The sequence below is a fragment of the Pseudomonas sp. VS40 genome (assembly GCF_018587885.1).
Taxonomy (GTDB): Bacteria; Pseudomonadota; Gammaproteobacteria; order Pseudomonadales; family Pseudomonadaceae; genus Aquipseudomonas; species Aquipseudomonas pergaminensis.
The window spans coordinates 282213-298836 of record NZ_JAGYWD010000001.1 but is presented as its reverse complement, the minus strand read 5'-3'; the positions used below and the strand labels follow the sequence as shown (position 1 = coordinate 298836).

The following is a 16624-nucleotide window of genomic DNA, read 5'->3' as shown; positions in this document are numbered from 1 at the left end:
GGCTTGCCGCTGAGGTCCCCCCTATGAGAGTTCTGTTATTCGGCGCCACCGGCATGGTCGGCCAGGGTGTCCTGCGTGAGTGCCTGTTGGCCGCTGACGTTCAGGAAGTCGTCGCCGTTGGCCGCACGCCCTTGACCCAGGAGCACGGCAAGCTGCACCAGGTGTTGCACGGCGATATGCTGGATTTCCAGCCTCTGGAAAACCTGTTGCAAGGCTTTGACGCGTGTTTCTTTTGCCTCGGTGTTTCATCGGCGGGGATGAATGAAGTCAAGTACACCCACCTCACCTATGACCTGACGCTGGTCGCTGCCAGTACCCTGGCGCGGCTTAATCCGCAGATGACTTTTATCTACGTCTCAGGCGCCGGGACGGACAGTTCCGAGGCGGGTAAATCGATGTGGGCGCGGGTCAAGGGCAAGACCGAGAATGCCTTGCTGCGCCTGCCGTTCAAGGCGGTGTATCTGTTTCGGCCTGGGGTGATCCAGCCGTTGCATGGCGTGCGGTCGAAGACGCCGTTGTATCAGTCGTTTTATTCGGTACTCGGGCCATTGCTGTCGTTTGTGCGGCGGCTGAAACCAGGCTGGGTGGTGAGCACCGAGACCGTAGGCCGGGCGATGTTGCAGGCTGCCAGCCAGGGTGCGCCGCAGCCGGTGGTGGAGCAGGCCGAGATCAATCGGCTGGCCAGCGAGCGGCGCTGATGTTGCACAAGAGTCTGGTGCGTCGCTTGGACCTGATCACGCTGCAGTTGTTTGTGGCGGTGTTCGAGGAAGGCACGCTCACCCGTGCTGCCAACCGTGAGGCCATTGCAGTGTCGGCTGCCAGCAAGCGCTTGATGGAGCTGGAGCAGGTGCTGGGCGTCAGCCTGTTCGTGCGCCGCGCCAAGGGCATGGACCTGACGGCAGCCGGTGAAACCCTGCTGCACCATGCGCGGCAGATGCTGTTCAACGTCGAGAAGATGGGCCTGGAACTGGGCGAACACAGCCATGGTGTGCGCGGCTATGTGCGAATGCTGGCCAATCTTTCGGCAATTATTCAGTTTCTTCCGGAAGACCTGCGGGGCTTTTCCGAACTGCACCCCGAAGTGAAAACCGACCTGGAAGAACGTCCCAGCAAAGGTGTGGTTCAAGGTGTGTTGGATGGCGTGGCGGACCTTGGGATTTGTTCCAGTGACACCGACATCAAAGGCCTGCCCAGCGTGACGTATCGACGCGACAAACTGGTGGTGCTGATGCCGGCGGATCACCCGTTGGCAGAGCGTGAAACCCTGGCGTTCAGTGAAACCCTCGACAGCGATTACGTCGGCCTGCACGCCGCCAGCTCCATCAATATGCGCACCCATGCGGCCGCGCGCGAGGCGGGCAAGATGCTGCGCCTGCGCATTCATGTGCCGGGGTTCGACGCCATGTGCCGGATGGTCCAGGCCAACATGGGCATTGGGATCCTGCCACAAAAGGCCTACGAGTTGTTTGGTCGCGCACTGGGCCTGCATGCCGTACCGCTGACGGACGACTGGTCGGACCGTAGTCTGATCCTGGTGGTGCGCGATAAGACGCAGTTGTCCCCGGTCAGTCGTCTGCTGTTCGACTACCTCAGCGGTCCCCTGTAGGCGCCCGGCTTGCCGGCGATGGCGATCTTTAATCGCCGCAGCACGCAAGGGACTCATCGACCGTCAGCCGATTCGTACAAATGTGTTCGCGTTTGGCGAACGCTCCTTGCCAACTGACGGTTGGATTTATCCTGCACCTGCCCTCTAGTCTTGGCGTCACATTCCAAGAATAAGAGGTACACCCCATGACGGCTCCTTTGAGCGGTATCAAGGTGATCGAGATCGGCACCCTGATTGCCGCGCCGTTCGCCGCCCGGTTGATGGGCGAGTTTGGCGCCGAGGTGATCAAGATCGAGGCCATGGGCCAAGGTGACCCGCTTCGCAAATGGCGAAAGCTGCACGAAGGCACGTCGCTGTGGTGGTACCTGCAATCGCGTAACAAAAAGTCCCTGGCGCTGGATCTCAAGTCGCCCGAAGGCCTGGACCTGATCAAGCAATTGCTCGGTGACGCCGACGTGCTGATTGAAAACCTGCGCCCCGGCGGCCTGGAAAAACTCGGCCTCGGCTGGGACGTGCTGCACGCTCTCAACCCCAAGCTGACGTTGGTGCGCATCTCCGGTTACGGCCAGACCGGCCCGTATCGCGACCGTCCTGGCTTTGGTGCCATCGGCGAGGCCATGGGCGGTATCCGCTACACCACTGGCAACCCCAACTCGCCACCGGCGCGGGTCGGCGTGAGCCTGGGGGATTCCCTGGCGTCGTTGCACGGTGTGATCGGCGCGCTGATGTCGCTGCTGCGGGTCAAGACGGGGCAGGGCGACGGGCAGATTGTCGATGTGTCGCTGGCCGAGAGCGTGTTCAACCTGATGGAAAGCCTGGTGCCGGAATACGACATGCTCGGCCATGTGCGCGAACGCAGCGGCGGCGCCTTGCCGGGCATTGCGCCCTCCAACACCTACCTGACAGCCGACGGAGCCTATGTGGTGATCGCCGGCAACAGCGACCCGATCTACAAACGCCTGATGCACACCATTGGCCGCGCCGACCTGGCCGAAGCGCCCGAGTTTGCCCACAACGATGGGCGCGCCGCGCAAAGCGGTCTGCTCGACGCCGCGATCACCCACTGGACCAGCAGCCTGCCCATCGATCACGTGCTCGGCGCGCTTGAAGCCGCAGAGGTACCGGCGGGGCGCATCTACTCCGTCGCGGATATCGTCAGTGACCCGCACTACCAGGCGCGTGACATGTTGCTCAATGCCGAGTTGCCTGGCGGTGTGTCGGTGAAGATGCCCGGCATCGTGCCCAAACTCTCGGACACCCCTGGCGGCGTGAACTGGCAGGGCCCGTCCCTGGGGCAACACACCGACGAAATTCTTGGCAGCCTGGGCCTGGCCGGCGCCGATATCCAACGCCTGAAAACCTCGGGAGTGGTGCAATGATCACCGACTATTCAGACCCGCTGATCGTGCAGGAAGTGTCCCCGCGTGACGGCCTGCAAATCGAGCCGACCTGGGTCGCAACGGCGGACAAGATCGCCTTGATCGACCAGCTTTCCCTGGCCGGTTTTTCACGGATCGAAGCCGGTTCGTTCGTCTCGCCCAAGGCCATTCCGGCATTGCGTGATGGCGAGCAAGTGTTCCAGGGCATCCAACGCAAGCCGGGTGTTATCTATGTCGCACTGATCCCCAATCTCAAGGGCGCCCTGCGTGCCATCGAATCCCGTGCCGATGAGCTGAACCTGGTGATGTCCGCCAGCCAGACCCACAACCTGGCCAATATGCGCATGCGCTGTGAAGCGTCGTTGGCGGCGTTTGGCGAGATCGTCAGCGTTGCCGCCGACCACCCTGTGAGGCTCAACGGCAGCATCGCCACCACGTTCGGTTGCCCGTTTGAAGGCAAGATCGATGAAGACCGCGTGCTGCAATTCGTTGACGCTTACCTTGAACTGGGCATCCAGGGCGTCAGCCTGGCCGACACCACGGGCATGGCCAATCCACGCCAAGTGGAACGCCTGGTCAAGCGCGTGTTGCAGCGCGTATCCGCCAGCGACCTGACCCTGCATTTTCACAACACCCGCGGCCTGGGTTTATGCAACGTGCTGGCCGCTTATGAGGCCGGTGCCCGTCGATTTGACGCGGCGCTCGGCGGTTTGGGCGGCTGCCCGTTCGCACCGGGGGCGTCGGGCAATATCTGCACTGAAGATTTGGTCAACCTGTGCGAAGAGGTCGGGATTCACACCGGCATCGACCTGCCGCACCTGCTGCACATGTCCCGCCGTCTGCCTGCCCTGTTGGGCCATGAACTGCCTGGCCAGGTGGCCAAGGCCGGGCGCAATGGCGACCTGCATCCGCCGCCGGCCTACATCGCCACGCTGTAGCACCGCACCAGACAACAAAAACAATCGGGCGCCTGTGAGCAGCCCGCTGGAGAGAAACCATGAGCACTAATACGTTGGAGGCCGGCGCGCGCCCGGCTGCTGAAATCGATGCCGAAAAAGCCCTGGTCAGCAAGGTCGCCTGGCGCCTGATGCCACTGATCATGGTGTGCTACCTGTTCGCGTTTTTTGACCGTATCAACATCAGCTTTGCCAAGTTCCAGTTGCAAGCGGACCTTAGCCTGAGCGACACCGCCTATGGCCTGGGCGCCGGGTTGTTCGTGGTGGGATACGTGATCTTCGAAGTGCCAAGCAACATGATGCTGTACAAGGTCGGCGCGCGGCGCTGGATTGCGCGGATCATGATGTCGTGGGGGCTGGCGACGGCGGCCATGGTGTTTGTCACGGCAGAATGGCAGTTCTATGTGCTGCGCTTCCTGATCGGCGCAATGGAGGCAGGTTTTGCGCCCGGCGTGCTGTATTACCTGACGTTGTGGTTCCCGCAGCACTTCCGTGGGCGCATCACGTCGATGCTGTTCCTGGCGTCGGCCTTTGCCGGCCTGGTGGGCGCACCGTTCTCCGGCTTGGTGCTGGACCACCTCGACGGCGTCTTGCAGATGCGCGGCTGGCATTGGCTGTTCCTGCTCGGCGGCTTGCCGTGCATCGGCCTGGGCTTCCTGGTGCTGACGCTGCTCAAGGACCGCATCGAAGATGCCCATTGGCTGACACCCGCGGAGAAAACCTTGCTGGCCAGTCGCATCGCCAAGCATGAGCCGAACCAGCACGGGGGCTCGCTGCTGTCAGCAATCCGCATTCCTGGGTTCCTGATGCTCGGCTTCATCTACTTCCTGATCCAGGTGGCGTCCTACGGCCTCAACTTCTGGGCGCCGCAATTGATCCGCAGCGCCGGTACCCAGAGCCCGGTGATGATCGGCCTGCTCACGGCGATTCCTTATGTGTGCGGCGCGATCAGCATGGTGGTGATCGGGCGGCTGTCGGATGCCACCGGCGAGCGGCGCAAGTTTGTCTGCGGCCTGGTGGTGCTGGGGGCAGTGGGCTTCTTCAGTGCCGGCATTTTCGCCGACCACACGACCTTTCTGATTATTGCCCTGGGCATGCTGGGCGCGGGCATCATCGCCTCGATCCCGACCTTCTGGACCCTGCCACCCAAGTTGCTGGCCGGCGCCGGGGCAGGCGCCGCGGGCGGTATTGCGGTGATCAATACCCTCGGACAGTTCGGTGGCATTGTCAGCCCGGTGATGGTGGGACGCATCAAGGACCTCACCGGCAGCACCACCCCGGCGCTGTATGTGATCGGCGTGTGCGCGCTGTTGGCGGCGGCGCTGCTGCTGTGGGGCCTGCCGCAAAAACTGCGTACGCTCGATAAAGGCTGATCAGCCAGCGGTGGCCAACGCTCTGACCGGTGTGGCGCTGAACTGAATCAACGCCACCCCGCCCATCAACAACAACGCCCCCAGTACACGGGGCGTTGTCAGTTGGCGCTCCACCAGGCCGAACAGGCCGAAGTGATCCAGCACCAACGAGGCCAGAATCTGCCCGGCCATGGCCAGCGCGATAAACCCCGACGCGCCCAGTTTGGGGAGCAGCATCAACGCCAGGGAAATAAAGCACACGCCAAACGCGCCGCCGGCCCACATCCACAACGGCGTCTGGCTGATAAACGCCAGGCTTGGCAATGGCAAGCGCATGGCCAGAATCACTGGCAGCAACACGATGATGCTCACCAGCAGTGACGCCAGGGTGGCCCACAACGGATGGCCGAGCCCGCGCCCGAGGTTGGCGTTGATCGCACTTTGAAACGGCACCACCGCCCCGGCGACGACCGCCAGCGCCAACAGGCCCACCCAATGCAACGTCGTCATGTCCACTCTCCCAGAGGTTTTGCTGGACTCTAGGCTATTCGTCGCGCAAATTTAAATTCCAAGTTCTTATGCCGAGCATGCAGCTGATGAATGATCTGCGCCGCATCGACCTCAACCTGCTGGTGATCCTCGACGCCTTGCTCACCGAGCAACACGTCACCCGTGCCGCCGAGCGTTTGCACCTGAGCCAGCCGGCGGTCAGCCATGCGCTGGCGCGTTTGCGTGACCTGCTGGGTGACCCGCTGCTGATGCGCCAGGGCGGTAGCCTGGTGCCGACGGCTCGCGCGCTGGAGTTGGCCGCGCCACTGGCTGAGGCCCTGGCGCAGGTGCAGGCCCTGTTGGCGCCAAATCGCTTTGACCCGGCGTCGGCCAAACGCAGGTTTCGTGTGGCGATGTCTGACTACAGTGCGGCGATTTTCCTACCCGACCTGGTGCGGATGCTGCGCGGTGAAGCGCCAGGTATCGATCTGCAAATTATCCAGGCCAGCCGTGAAGGCATGGTGGAAGGTGTGCTCAATGGCGACCTTGACCTGGCGGCGGGGGTCTTCCCCGACATGCCCGCAGAACTGCGTACTACGCCGTTGTTCGACGAGCACTACATCTGCTTGGTGGACCGCAACAGCCTGTCGCCAAGTGGCACATTGGATCTGTCCACCTACCTGTCACGGCCCCATGTCTTGTTGGAAATGCGTGGCAGCGGCACACCGGAAATCGAGCGGGCACTGACGGCGATTCGTGAACGTCGACACGTAGCAATCAGCCTGCCGCACTGGGGCGTAGCGCCGCAGTTGATCCAAGGCACCGACCTGATCCTCACCGTCTCGACACGTGGCTTGCTGAATATTGATCACCAGCACTTGCTGGCCGTACCGCCGCCCTTTCATATTCCATCGTTTGCGTTTGAATTGGCGTGGCATGCACGCCGGGGAGGGGATTCGGGGTTGCAGTGGTTAATTGGGCAGGTGCAGGGTGTATTGTCCAAAGGCCACCGCTGACAGGAAAACAACACCATGCTTTCTGGCTTCAACCACCTCACCCTCGCTGTCACCGATTTGGATCGCAGCGTCCGCTTCTATCATCAACTGTTGCAACTTCAACTTGACGCCACCTGGGACGCCGGCGCCTACCTCTCGCTGCCGGGCCTGTGGTTATGTTTGTCGCTCGATCCATTGCGCACTGCGCAGCCGGCGGCCGACTACACCCATTACGCGTTCACAGTGGCTGCAGATGATTTCAGCGCACTGGTGGCACGCCTGCGTGCGGGCGATGTGCAGGAGTGGCGCGACAACCGCAGTGAAGGTGCCTCGTTCTATTTTCTCGACCCGGACGGCCACAAGCTCGAAGCCCATGTCGGCGACCTGGCCTCGCGGTTGCAAGCGTGTCGCGCCAATCCCTATGCCGGAATGAAGTTTTACCCGTAGCACGGGAACGTGCAGAATCCCTTCACTGTTCAACCCTCTGTCTGAGTCACGCCCATGACCCCATCCTTGCTGCTCGCCGTGCTTGCTTCAGGTTTTATCTACGGTATTACGCCGGGGCCGGGGGTGTTGGCCGTGTTCGGCATCGGCGCCGCCCGTGGCCGGCGTGCCGGCGCAGGGTTCCTGTGCGGGCACCTGCTGGGAGACGTGGTGTGGTGCTCGACAGCGCTGATCGCCATCGTTGGCGCGCGGGAAGTGGGCAGCAGTGCGTTTGATGTGCTTGGTGTGCTCAGTGGCCTGTATTTGTTCTGGCTTGGCTGGCGCGCGATCCGAACCCAGCGCCGCAGCAGCGATGCGCCTCAAGGGGCTGCACGGCATCCGTTCTGGCATGGCATCGTGTTCGGCCTGACCAACCCCAAGGCGTACCCGGTGGCGGTGGCGACATTCACGGCGTTGCTGTCCAGCCGTGCCGAGTTGCTGACTTGGTCGATGCTACCGTCGCTGATCTTCCTGAGCTTTGTCGGCGGGCTGCTGGCCTACGCGATCCTGATCGGTGTGGTCGGTGCCCAACGGGTGCGCACGGTGTATCAACGCCATGAAATCCTGATTACCAGACTCTGCGGCGTGATGTTTATCGGTTTCGCCATCAACGCTCTAGCGCATGCATTGCCAGGCCTGTTTGGCAGCAAACCCGCCTGATTTGATGATGACCGTTCGTCGCACTGGCGAGTTTTTTCTAAACCTTTGCCGCCCTGAAAATTCGAATTGAGGGCGGGGTGTGTTCCCCCGCACCTATTTTTACCCTGGAGGAACCCATCATGAGCCGCATGGCTATCCGGTTACGCACCGCCAGTTTCGCGATGCTGCTGGGCCTCGGCGCCAGCAATGCTTTCGCCCAGTCGCCTGCTGAATTCATCGAGCAGGCTTCGGCCAAAGGCATGGCCGATATCGAAACCAGTCGCATGGCCCACGCTAAGACCTCGTCCCAGGAAATCAAGGACTACACCATCGAGGTGATCAACGAGCGCACCCTGGCCAACCAGCACCTGGCGGCCATCGCCAAGAAGCTCGACCTGCCTGTCGCGCCGCGCGAGAAGATCGTCGACAAAGCCGAAACCCTGATGCCCGAACTCAAGGACGGCGACTCCTTTGATGCGGCCTACACGGCGCAACAGGTCAAGGAAAACGAGGACGCCATCGCCCTGTTCAAAAAGGAAGGTGCAGCGTCGGATGTGCCAGAAATAAAAGCCCTGGTGGATGAGACGCTGCCCAAGTTGGAAGAGCGTCTGCAGAAAGCCCGTGCATTGGCATCGACCTACGGCAAGGGTCATCAAGGCGACGGTTGAGCCTGTCACCTGAACTGAAAAACGGCGGTTGGTGCTTCTCCAACCGCCGTTTTTTCATGCCTGGTTCAAATCGGTCTTGATCTGCGCAGCATCGTCGGCGTGCTCGCCGCAACTGCTGTTGAGGCTGACGCTCCCCGTCGCACCGATGCTGCGGTATTCCTTGCGCAGTTTCTCGAGTTCTTTACGGTCGAGCCCGTCCAGGCTCAGCACGGCATTCTGTGCATCCTTGGACACGCGCAGCAGCTCATCAATCTTGATATGCAGGATGTCGTTGTCGCGGTTCTGCGTGTTCTGGATCAGGAACACCATCAGGAAGGTGATGATGGTGGTCGAGGTATTGATGATCAGCTGCCACGTGTCGTTGTAGTGGAAATACGGCCCGCTCAGGCTCCACGCCAGGATCAACGCCACCGCCGCGTAGAACGTGCGTGGGCTGCCTGCCCAACGGGACAGGGATTGGGAGACTGCGGAGAACTTCATGACCGTTTTTCCTTTGGAAGAGGTGATGAAATAATGGACCGCAGGGAATCTTTGAAATTTCTTTTTACATTTGGCTGGGTGAACAAAGTTGTACGTTTTTGTCGTCGGCTACCTCAGAAGGCCAACTCCGCTTGGCCCGTGCCCTCCAGTGCGAGCAAATACTGCTTGGCTTCCAGCCCCCCGGCAAACCCGGTCAACCCACCCGACGCGCCGATTACCCGGTGGCACGGTGCAATGATCGATATCGGGTTACGCCCATTGGCGGCGCCCACCGCGCGCACGGCTTTCGGGTTGCCGATCTGCTGTGCGATCTGGCTGTAACTGCGGGTCTCGCCGAAAGGAATCGTCAGCAGTGCCTGCCAGACCCGCTTCTGGAAGTCGGTGCCGGAAAAGTCCAACTCCAGCTCGAACTGGTTGCGCGTACCGGCGAAGTATTCCTGCAACTGGCGTTCGGTTTCCAGCAGCACCGGGCTGTCATTGGCCTCGCGCAATTCACCCAAACGCACACGGTTGGCGCGCTCGGTTTCCCACAGGATGGCGCCGAGTTTGCCGTTGCGCGCCACCAGGGTCAGTTGGCCGACGGGGGAGGGCATGAGTTTGTATTCGTAGGGCATGGGCCTGATCCTTGACGCTGTATGGCGTCACTGTCCGTGTTGTAAACCGTGGGGGAACCCTGTTTCTTGCGATGGAGTTCCACGCGGCTAAAAACGCCAGTGAATCCAATTGCCCGACCCATAGACCCAGGAGACCTGGAAGATAAACCAGACTATCGAGGGCGTCGACAATGCGACCAGTGAGCCAAGGTTGAGTAGAGCGATGATGGTCGCGCCGATTGTCAGACCTCGACTGGCATGCTGCCTTGCGTACCACGCGCCATAGATGGACCCGGCAACGGTCGCTATTGATACAAGGCGTCCGAGACCTATGGGGGGCAAGGGTATCAGTGGGGCCAGCAGTGGAATGATCAGCACCAGCCCCAGGACTTTTCTAAAGACCAGCCTCGACGTTTTTTGTCCGCGCGGGAGCATTCTGGGTTGTCCTGTTTTTGGGGTAGGCGTATCCCATAGTGATAGGCGAATATTCTTATTCCTGTAGGGATAGGCTTAATCAATGTTCCTGCTGAAGCACTTTCAGCGCTGCCGACGCCAGGAACCCCAAACGGCTTTTTTCTTCCGGGTCGTGCAGTACCTATTCATCGATCTGTGCAATGACGGCGAGGAACTCATCAACTAGCACACTTTTTGTTTCAGCCCGGGTCAGCACCAACAATTGCGCACACGCATCCCCCTCCACCAACGGCCGGTACGTCACGCCTTTATTCATCAGGCTCTGCGTACACGCCGGCACCAACGCCACCCCTTGCCCGGCCGCCACCAGCGCAATGATCGATGTGATCTGACGCCCGGTCGGGCCTGGGCGTAATGGCTGGCCGTGGTGGCGGTAAAGCTGTTCGATGGACTGGTTGAGCCCCGAGCCATAATCGGCTGGGAATAAAATCAACGGGTAGGCACTCAGCTGCGCCAGGTTGACGCTGGGTTGACGGGCCAGCGGGCTGTCGCTGGAAACGGCGGCCACCAAGCGCTCTTCGCCCAGGGACAGCGCATGCACCTCTTCGCCCTGTGGCAGCAGGCGACTGAGCCCGATATCCAGCCGCCCGTCCGCAACGTGCGCGCCCAGGCTGCCGGAGGCGCATTCCACCAGGGTCAACTGCACATCGGGAAACCGCTGGGAAAATGCCTGGATCGCCTGGCTGAACAAATCCGACAGGGCGATCGAGCTGACATACCCCAGTGCCAGTTGCCCCGCAGTGCCCGCCGCCAGCTTCCCGGCGATGACCTGCGCCAATTCCACCTGCTCCAGCACGCTGCGTGCGTAGGGCAGGAACGATCGGCCCTGGGCGGTGAGGGTGACGCTGCGGCTGGTGCGATCAAACAGCTTGAAGCCCAACTCCGTTTCCAGCGCCGAGATCTGCCGCGTCAGCGGCGGCTGTGCCAGGTGCAGGCGAATGGCGGCGCGGCCGAAGTGCAGTTCTTCAGCGACCGTCAGAAAGTAACGCAGCTTGCGTAGGTCGAGCATCCTGGTCCTTGGGTATTGATCGGTCCGAAATCGGTATTGGTTCAGGACCCGCCGGCCATTCTATAAAGACCTCACAAAATAAAACGAGAGGTTTCATGAAACCGCGCCTGCATTGTGCCCGTCTTGCCCTGTTCCTGTGTGGCTGCGCGGCGTTTCTCAACCTGTATGCCACCCAGAGCATTCTCCAGACGTTTGCCGCGCAGTTTCACATCAGCGCCAAGGCAGCGGGGTGGAGCATCACCGTAACGACGCTGGCCGTGGCGATCACTGCGCCGTTTGTCAGCCGGCTGACCGGGCGTTTCGAGCAACGCACGGTGATCAGCGTGGCGGCCTTGCTGCTGGCGGTGCCGGCCTTGATGACCGCCTATGCCGACAGCTTTGCCGAAGTGCTGGTGTGGCGATTTGTCGAAGGCATGTTGATCCCGGTGGTGTTTGCCACCAGCGTGGCCTATATCGGCGACCGCTGGAGCGGCGGCACGGTAACGGAGGTCACCAGCCTGTATGTGGCGGGTACGGTGCTGGGTGGGTTCGCCGGGCGCTTTGTCACAGGGGTGATGACTGAATACGTAGGCTGGCGCGGAGCCTTTGAATTGCTGGCAGTGCTGAGCCTGATGGTGGGTGGGTTTATTCAATTCCTGTTGCCTGTCAGTCGTGTGCGCTCGGTGAGGGTTCAGTCCTCATTCTCGGCCGTTTTTCGCAAGCCCTTGCTGGCAGCCTACGCTGTCGGTTTTTGCGTGTTGTTCTCTCAAGTTGCAGCGTTTACCTACGCAGGTTTGTACCTGGGATTACCGCCATTCAACCTCGGGCCTGCGGCGTTGGGCACGCTTTACATGGTGTTCTTGCTGGCACTCATCGTGATTCCTATCGCCGGACGCCTCAGCAAATCCCGACCTCACGCTGAACTGCTGAGCGTGGCCGCGGTGCTCGGCATCAGCGGCTCAGCGCTGACACTGGTGCCCTCGTTGTGGTGCATCGTGGTGGGCTTGGCCCTCAGTTCCACCGGTGTGTTTCTCGCCCAGGCGGCGGCCAACGCCTTCACCGCCGCTACCGCCCGCGACAACAAGGCCGGCGCCGTGGGCGTGTACCTCACGTGCTATTACCTGGGTGGCAGTTGTGGTGCGATTGTCCCGGCGTTGATCTGGGAGCGCTGGGGCTGGGCCGGGTGTGTGGTGCTGATTATCACCTTCCAAATACTGACCTTGCTGATCGCCCTGACCGGCTGGAAGCCCCCTAAACCTGAACTGATCCCGACACCATGAACGACACAGTCGCCGTGCCCGCCCCCGCCTCGTCAACCCGTCGCCGCACGCTGATCGCTGGCTGCAGCGCCCACGCCGTGCATGATGGCCTTACCGACGTCATCTACGTGCTGCTGCCGATCTGGCAGACGCAGTTCGCGCTGTCCTACGCCCAGGTTGGACTTCTGCGCGGGGCCTATTCAGGAATGATGGCCGTATTCCAGCTTATGGCCAGCCGCGCGGCAAAACGCTGGGGCCGTGTACCGCTGCTGGTTGGCGGAACCGCGCTCGCCGGTGCGGCTTATCTAGTGGTGGGTCAAGCCACTGGACTGGTGATGTTACTGCTGGCGCTTTTGCTGGGCGGCTTGGGGGCAAGCACGCAACACCCGCTGGCATCCTCGATGATCAGCGATGCTTACGAGGACGGTGGCGGCATCAAGCAGGCTTTGTCCCAGTACAACTTCGCCGGTGACATTGGCAAGACCCTGGTTCCCGGTCTGGTCGGCTTGTTGCTCACGGTCATCAGTTGGCGCGCCAGTGCTACGCTTCTCGGGTTGTTGGGGTTGGCGGCGGCGGGGCTGTTGTGGTGGTTGATTCCCAGCCAGCCGGACGCCTCGGTGGCGACCCAAAAAACCAAGTCCTCTACCGGAGTCGGCTCTGTCAGCGGTCTGCGCGCATTGATCCTCACTGGCACTCTCGACAGCGCCGTGCGCATGGGTTTTCTCACCTTCCTGCCGTTTTTGCTGCAAGCCAAAGGGGCGGGCACTGCCGGTATTGGCCTGGCCCTGACCCTGCTGTTTATTGGTGGCGCGTTCGGCAAGTTATTGTGCGGCTACCTGGGCGCGCGCATCGGCATGATGAGGGCGGTGTGGCTGACGGAAAGCAGCACGGCCTTGCTGATCGTCGCTGCGGTGTATGTGCCGCTGACCGCGCTGATGGTGATGTTGCCGCTGCTGGGACTGGTGCTCAATGGCACGTCGTCGGTGTTGTACGGCGCCGTGCCTGACCTGGCGGGTGGAGGTAAGCGGGAGCAGGCATTTGCGGTGTTCTACACCGGCACGATTGGTGGCGGTGCGCTGGCGCCGGTGGTGTTTGGCGGGGTGGGGGATACGCTGGGCGTACCGGTGGCCGTGACGGTATTGGCGGGGGTGTTGTTGGTGACGTTGCCGTTGGCGTGGGTGGTGCAGCGGGGAACGAATGAGCCGGGTTGACGCGCGCAATTACAAAATGAGTAATCTATCCATTCGATCATGCAGGATACGAACGATCTCAATCCCATACGGGACGATCCGAAAATAGAGCGTATGTCTTTCAAGGCAATAGTGGCGGTATCCCGTGCGTATCTCGTTGCAGGCTGGCGCAATCCTTGGCTGCTGCGCCAACTGCTCGAACGCTTTCGTCAGAATGTCTATATAGCGGTTAGCCTGTTCTACGCTTTACGTCTGAGCGCTGTAAATCCAAATGTTTTCAAGACCACACTCTGCCGCAGGTGTAAGACGGTATTCAGTCATATGTCTTTAACATTCTTCTCTTGAACTCATCGGGGTTGAATAAACGAGGTTCGCCGCTGGACTCACCCTCCTTCAACGCTGCGCGGATTGATTCAATTTCAGCGCTGCGTTCTTGTTCACGCCTTATCAAATCGCGGATGTATTCACTGTCATTGGTGTAATGACCCGCTTCTATCTGCGCTTTGATCCAGCCGTCTTGCTGGTCGGTCACAGTGATGGTTTTTCGTACGGTTCCCATGGGAGCGCCTCCAGTCCAAAGAGTGACAGCGAGCGCTATCATACTATTGGTGCGAAATCGCGTACCTGGATGATCGGCGTGTCACTGTGGGCCGATGCCGAAGGTATTTTCTTGGGTTCTTGCTTCGATGAGGTTCAGCAGGATGATGCGAACGGTGGGATGATTTCAAATGGTCTTTAAAGGGGTGTATTACTTGGAATTGCAGGTGGTTTCTGGCTGTGCAAAGGGCGGGTGCAGGTCTTGCGGCATTGCCTACACGAGGATCAGACTAGTCTGAGCTGTTCGCTATGGGTGGCCTGTTTAAGGCGTGTCTTCCCAGGCTGCCCATACCATAGGGGGAGCCGAGACATGCACAGCCTTAAACGCATGACTCCAGCGTAAACGGAATCCGCAATGCGCCAACCGGGCCTTCCCGAACACCGCACATTTCATCGTGCACACAGTGCTGCACCAGCACACAGGGAAACGGCGGAACCCGTTGCAACAGGTTGCGTAAATGCGTGGTGGAACGGATGCGCAATGGCTGGTTGTCATCGTCCAGCAACGTCATCTCGACATGATCCAGCCTGATACGCGCGATATAGAATCCACCCTCCAGCGACAGCAGCTGCAGCTCGCGAATTTCTCCATTTACTGCTAGTTCAGTCAGCCTGTGCAAATTCATGATTCACTCCTGCTGTGGGTCATTCACTGGCGACGAAAGAACAACGTGACCTGGCCCCATTCGACGCCGAACTTGGTCATGCTGGAGCGGTTGATCAGGGTGTCTTCGTCCATCAGGTACATCCAGTCATCAAAGCTCACCTCATAGACGGAACCGTCCACGGGTAGGTTGAGCCGGTAGCGCCAACGCAGTGCGTTACCCGCCACTTCGCCAATGGCCTCGCCAACCACATCACCCGCCCGACCGCGCCAGCGCCCCGGGCCATCCGGTGTCAGTGTCCACACCCGCTGTTGTCGCGTGCCGTCGCTGTACAGGAAGCGTTCGTCGAGAATCAAGGCATTACCCTCGCGTCGGCTGGCGATGTTCACTTCAAAGCGCTTGGCCACTTCGCCCGAGCGCTTCTGGAAAATCCCCCAGGCCTTGACGGGCTTGCTGAAGAACCGCTCCAGGTCCAACTGCGGCTGCTGGTCGGCGTAGTGCTCGACGCCTACGTTGGCGCAATTGCTCAAGCTCAATACCAGCAACAATGAAACCAGTAGACGTGTCATTGCTCGGCTCCTTGATCGTGCCTCAGCGCGTTGGAGTAATACTTGTACAAAAATATTGATTTGTATAGGTGTGGGCGACGCGAATGATCGGCGTCTTAAATCGCAGCCATAAAAAAACCGGCCTCAAAGGACCGGTTTTTTTATGCATCCCCCGTCAAAAACAACCTGACACAGAACGCGAATTTGAGTGGAGCGGGTAGAGGGAATCGAACCCTCGTCGGAAGCTTGGGAAGCTACTGTTCTACCATTAAACTATACCCGCTCAGAGCGGCTGACTTTGTACCAGATGTTCGTCGGGATTTGAAGTTTTTCTTCAAAAATGTGGGTGTTGACGCTGGCTTGCCTGCGATATCGACACCTCGGTGTGCCCGTCACACTTCAGTGATGCTATCGCAGGCAAGCCAGCGCCCACCCCTCAGATTGCAAACGCATGCTGCGTCTGGCCATGGTGATAACGCAATCGGCTGACCTGGCGCTCCGGTTTCAAGAAACCCACCACCGCGTCACGACTGTCCCGGCACGCGGCCTTGTGCTCCATGTCTAGGAAATGCCCCGTCGCCTGAATCGTACTGAAGCTGCTGTTGGCCACATGCTGGCCAAACAGCTTGGCGTCCTGGGCGCTGGTGTATTCGTCCCATTCACCGTTGAGAAACAACACCGGAATGTCGATCTGCTTGGCGGCCTTGAGGTAGCACAGGCGATCACTGTTGAGCACATGGCTGATGTGAAAGTGCATCTGCCCATACTCGTGCTCGGCCAGGCTGCTCACGTGTTTATAGTTGAAGCGCTTGAACAGCGACGGCAAGTGTTTGCCGATGGTGCTGTTGACCAGGTGGCCGACGCGGTCGCGGTCGAGGTTGCCGAGGTAGTCGACGCCGCGTTCCAGGTAGTCGCGCATCGGGGCGTTGATCACCGGGGAGAACGAGCTGATCACGGCCTTCTCCACGCGGCGCGGGCGATGGGCGAGGGCAACCAGGGTGGCGGCGCCGCCCCAGGAAAAGGACAGTACGTGTTCGGCGGCGAAGTGATCGATGAGTTCCAGCAGGAGCTGGCCTTCGACTTCCTTCGTCAGCATTTGCTCGTGGCGGTTGTGGATTTTGGAGCGGCCGGCGTAGGGCTGATCGTACAAAACCACATTGAATTGCGGGTACAGGCTTTTCACGGTTTGGGCGAAGGATGCCGTGGTGGCCATGGAGCCGTTGACCAGGATGATGGTCTTTGCAGCAGCGTCCGCGCGATAGAACTCCGTGTAAACCCGATACTGACCCTGTATATCCAACACAGCGATTTCTGGCCTCATGT

19 protein-coding genes, 1 tRNA gene and 2 pseudogenes are annotated in these 16624 nt (G+C 60.4%); 11 read left to right on the top strand and 11 right to left on the bottom strand.

Annotation, left to right across the window (positions count from 1 at the left end; genetic code table 11):
- The first annotated feature begins 23 nt into the window (after positions 1-23).
- The 5 genes from KHP07_RS01380 (at position 24) to KHP07_RS01360 (ending at position 5314) form a co-directional block, all read left to right on the top strand.
- Positions 24-698, top strand: a complete 675-nt coding sequence (locus KHP07_RS01380; RefSeq protein ID WP_078047308.1) for an NAD(P)H-binding protein — start codon at positions 24-26, stop codon at positions 696-698.
- Positions 698-1606, top strand: coding sequence for a LysR family transcriptional regulator (locus tag KHP07_RS01375; protein WP_099492513.1), 909 nt, complete (start codon positions 698-700; stop codon positions 1604-1606). Before KHP07_RS01380 ends, KHP07_RS01375 begins: the two co-directional genes overlap by 1 nt.
- A gap of 185 nt (positions 1607-1791) precedes the next feature.
- Complete coding sequence (locus tag KHP07_RS01370; protein WP_099492514.1) at positions 1792-2985, top strand: CaiB/BaiF CoA transferase family protein; 1194 nt, start codon at positions 1792-1794, stop codon at positions 2983-2985.
- Positions 2982-3923 (top strand): hydroxymethylglutaryl-CoA lyase, encoded by a 942-nt coding sequence (locus tag KHP07_RS01365; RefSeq protein ID WP_214496473.1) that lies wholly within the window; start codon positions 2982-2984, stop codon positions 3921-3923. The genes KHP07_RS01370 and KHP07_RS01365 overlap by 4 nt, the downstream gene beginning before the upstream one ends.
- Positions 3924-3982: 59 nt before the next feature.
- Positions 3983-5314: an MFS transporter gene (locus KHP07_RS01360; protein WP_214496472.1), complete on the top strand. Its 1332-nt coding sequence runs from the start codon at positions 3983-3985 to the stop codon at positions 5312-5314.
- On the opposite strand, the gene KHP07_RS01355 is transcribed toward KHP07_RS01360, so the two are convergent.
- Positions 5315-5803, bottom strand: coding sequence for a DMT family transporter (locus KHP07_RS01355; RefSeq protein ID WP_214496471.1), 489 nt, complete (start codon positions 5801-5803; stop codon positions 5315-5317). It lies immediately after the preceding gene.
- 77 nt (positions 5804-5880) lie between these two features.
- Here KHP07_RS01355 and KHP07_RS01350 point away from each other — a divergent pair, with 77 nt between their 5' ends.
- The 4 genes from KHP07_RS01350 (at position 5881) to KHP07_RS01335 (ending at position 8567) form a co-directional block, all read left to right on the top strand.
- Entirely contained in the window at positions 5881-6798 is a 918-nt protein-coding gene (locus KHP07_RS01350) for a LysR family transcriptional regulator (protein ID WP_250883408.1), read from the top strand.
- A 15-nt stretch (positions 6799-6813) separates the two neighbouring features.
- Complete coding sequence (gene fos / locus KHP07_RS01345) at positions 6814-7224, top strand: fosfomycin resistance glutathione transferase (RefSeq protein ID WP_214496469.1); 411 nt, start codon at positions 6814-6816, stop codon at positions 7222-7224.
- Positions 7225-7278: 54 nt separating this feature from the next.
- On the top strand, positions 7279-7920 hold the full coding sequence (locus KHP07_RS01340) for a LysE family translocator (RefSeq protein WP_099492518.1): 642 nt from the start codon (positions 7279-7281) through the stop codon (positions 7918-7920).
- 119 nt (positions 7921-8039) lie between these two features.
- Positions 8040-8567: a DUF4142 domain-containing protein gene (locus tag KHP07_RS01335; RefSeq protein WP_005785958.1), complete on the top strand. Its 528-nt coding sequence runs from the start codon at positions 8040-8042 to the stop codon at positions 8565-8567.
- Between the two features lie 54 nt (positions 8568-8621).
- Here the strand turns inward: KHP07_RS01335 and KHP07_RS01330 are convergent, their stop codons facing one another.
- The 4 genes and pseudogenes from KHP07_RS01330 to KHP07_RS01320 all read right to left on the bottom strand — a co-directional run bounded on the left by KHP07_RS01330 (position 8622) and on the right by KHP07_RS01320 (position 11123).
- A complete protein-coding gene (locus KHP07_RS01330) occupies positions 8622-9047 on the bottom strand; it encodes a low affinity iron permease family protein (RefSeq protein ID WP_078047317.1) in 426 nt (141 codons plus the stop codon).
- A 113-nt stretch (positions 9048-9160) separates the two neighbouring features.
- Positions 9161-9661, bottom strand: coding sequence for a methylated-DNA--[protein]-cysteine S-methyltransferase (locus KHP07_RS01325; protein ID WP_099492519.1), 501 nt, complete (start codon positions 9659-9661; stop codon positions 9161-9163).
- Positions 9662-10154: 493 nt separating this feature from the next.
- A pseudogene (locus KHP07_RS29775) lies at positions 10155-10235 on the bottom strand (type II toxin-antitoxin system HicB family antitoxin); the annotation flags it as partial.
- Entirely contained in the window at positions 10236-11123 is an 888-nt protein-coding gene (locus KHP07_RS01320) for a LysR family transcriptional regulator (RefSeq protein WP_214496468.1), read from the bottom strand.
- A gap of 95 nt (positions 11124-11218) precedes the next feature.
- Here KHP07_RS01320 and KHP07_RS01315 point away from each other — a divergent pair, with 95 nt between their 5' ends.
- Both KHP07_RS01315 and KHP07_RS01310 read left to right on the top strand, forming a co-directional pair.
- A complete protein-coding gene (locus KHP07_RS01315; RefSeq protein WP_214496467.1) occupies positions 11219-12382 on the top strand; it encodes an MFS transporter in 1164 nt (387 codons plus the stop codon).
- Positions 12379-13572, top strand: a complete 1194-nt coding sequence (locus KHP07_RS01310) for an MFS transporter (RefSeq protein ID WP_214496466.1) — start codon at positions 12379-12381, stop codon at positions 13570-13572. Before KHP07_RS01315 ends, KHP07_RS01310 begins: the two co-directional genes overlap by 4 nt.
- 9 nt (positions 13573-13581) lie before the next feature.
- Here the strand turns inward: KHP07_RS01310 and KHP07_RS01305 are convergent.
- From KHP07_RS01305 to KHP07_RS01280, 6 genes and pseudogenes are all read right to left on the bottom strand, one after another.
- A pseudogene (locus tag KHP07_RS01305) lies at positions 13582-13776 on the bottom strand (type II toxin-antitoxin system RelE/ParE family toxin); the annotation flags it as partial.
- An 88-nt stretch (positions 13777-13864) separates the two neighbouring features.
- On the bottom strand, positions 13865-14110 hold the full coding sequence (locus KHP07_RS01300; RefSeq protein ID WP_099492524.1) for a type II toxin-antitoxin system ParD family antitoxin: 246 nt from the start codon (positions 14108-14110) through the stop codon (positions 13865-13867).
- A 358-nt stretch (positions 14111-14468) separates the two neighbouring features.
- A complete protein-coding gene (locus KHP07_RS01295; RefSeq protein WP_078047324.1) occupies positions 14469-14774 on the bottom strand; it encodes a DUF6482 family protein in 306 nt (101 codons plus the stop codon).
- A gap of 23 nt (positions 14775-14797) precedes the next feature.
- Complete coding sequence (locus KHP07_RS01290) at positions 14798-15322, bottom strand: DUF3833 domain-containing protein (protein ID WP_078047325.1); 525 nt, start codon at positions 15320-15322, stop codon at positions 14798-14800.
- Positions 15323-15510: 188 nt separating this feature from the next.
- Positions 15511-15584 (bottom strand) — tRNA-Gly (locus KHP07_RS01285).
- 153 nt (positions 15585-15737) lie between these two features.
- Positions 15738-16622 (bottom strand): alpha/beta fold hydrolase, encoded by an 885-nt coding sequence (locus KHP07_RS01280; RefSeq protein WP_099492525.1) that lies wholly within the window; start codon positions 16620-16622, stop codon positions 15738-15740.
- Between the last annotated feature and the right edge of the window lie 2 nt (positions 16623-16624).

Bases quoted from the DNA above. Each gene is read 5' to 3' on its own strand.
- KHP07_RS01380 (WP_078047308.1), top strand. From the start codon at position 24: ATGAGAGTTCTGTTATTCGGCGCCACCGGCATGGTCGGCCAGGGTGTC.
- KHP07_RS01375 (WP_099492513.1), top strand. From the start codon at position 698: ATGTTGCACAAGAGTCTGGTGCGTCGCTTGGACCTGATCACGCTGCAG.
- KHP07_RS01370 (WP_099492514.1), top strand. From the start codon at position 1,792: ATGACGGCTCCTTTGAGCGGTATCAAGGTGATCGAGATCGGCACCCTG.
- KHP07_RS01365 (WP_214496473.1), top strand. From the start codon at position 2,982: ATGATCACCGACTATTCAGACCCGCTGATCGTGCAGGAAGTGTCCCCG.
- KHP07_RS01360 (WP_214496472.1), top strand. From the start codon at position 3,983: ATGAGCACTAATACGTTGGAGGCCGGCGCGCGCCCGGCTGCTGAAATC.
- KHP07_RS01355 (WP_214496471.1), bottom strand. From the start codon at position 5,803: ATGACGACGTTGCATTGGGTGGGCCTGTTGGCGCTGGCGGTCGTCGCC.
- KHP07_RS01350 (WP_250883408.1), top strand. From the start codon at position 5,881: ATGCAGCTGATGAATGATCTGCGCCGCATCGACCTCAACCTGCTGGTG.
- fos (WP_214496469.1), top strand. From the start codon at position 6,814: ATGCTTTCTGGCTTCAACCACCTCACCCTCGCTGTCACCGATTTGGAT.
- KHP07_RS01340 (WP_099492518.1), top strand. From the start codon at position 7,279: ATGACCCCATCCTTGCTGCTCGCCGTGCTTGCTTCAGGTTTTATCTAC.
- KHP07_RS01335 (WP_005785958.1), top strand. From the start codon at position 8,040: ATGAGCCGCATGGCTATCCGGTTACGCACCGCCAGTTTCGCGATGCTG.
- KHP07_RS01330 (WP_078047317.1), bottom strand. From the start codon at position 9,047: ATGAAGTTCTCCGCAGTCTCCCAATCCCTGTCCCGTTGGGCAGGCAGC.
- KHP07_RS01325 (WP_099492519.1), bottom strand. From the start codon at position 9,661: ATGCCCTACGAATACAAACTCATGCCCTCCCCCGTCGGCCAACTGACC.
- KHP07_RS01320 (WP_214496468.1), bottom strand. From the start codon at position 11,123: ATGCTCGACCTACGCAAGCTGCGTTACTTTCTGACGGTCGCTGAAGAA.
- KHP07_RS01315 (WP_214496467.1), top strand. From the start codon at position 11,219: ATGAAACCGCGCCTGCATTGTGCCCGTCTTGCCCTGTTCCTGTGTGGC.
- KHP07_RS01310 (WP_214496466.1), top strand. From the start codon at position 12,379: ATGAACGACACAGTCGCCGTGCCCGCCCCCGCCTCGTCAACCCGTCGC.
- KHP07_RS01300 (WP_099492524.1), bottom strand. From the start codon at position 14,110: ATGGGAACCGTACGAAAAACCATCACTGTGACCGACCAGCAAGACGGC.
- KHP07_RS01295 (WP_078047324.1), bottom strand. From the start codon at position 14,774: ATGAATTTGCACAGGCTGACTGAACTAGCAGTAAATGGAGAAATTCGC.
- KHP07_RS01290 (WP_078047325.1), bottom strand. From the start codon at position 15,322: ATGACACGTCTACTGGTTTCATTGTTGCTGGTATTGAGCTTGAGCAAT.
- KHP07_RS01280 (WP_099492525.1), bottom strand. From the start codon at position 16,622: ATGAGGCCAGAAATCGCTGTGTTGGATATACAGGGTCAGTATCGGGTT.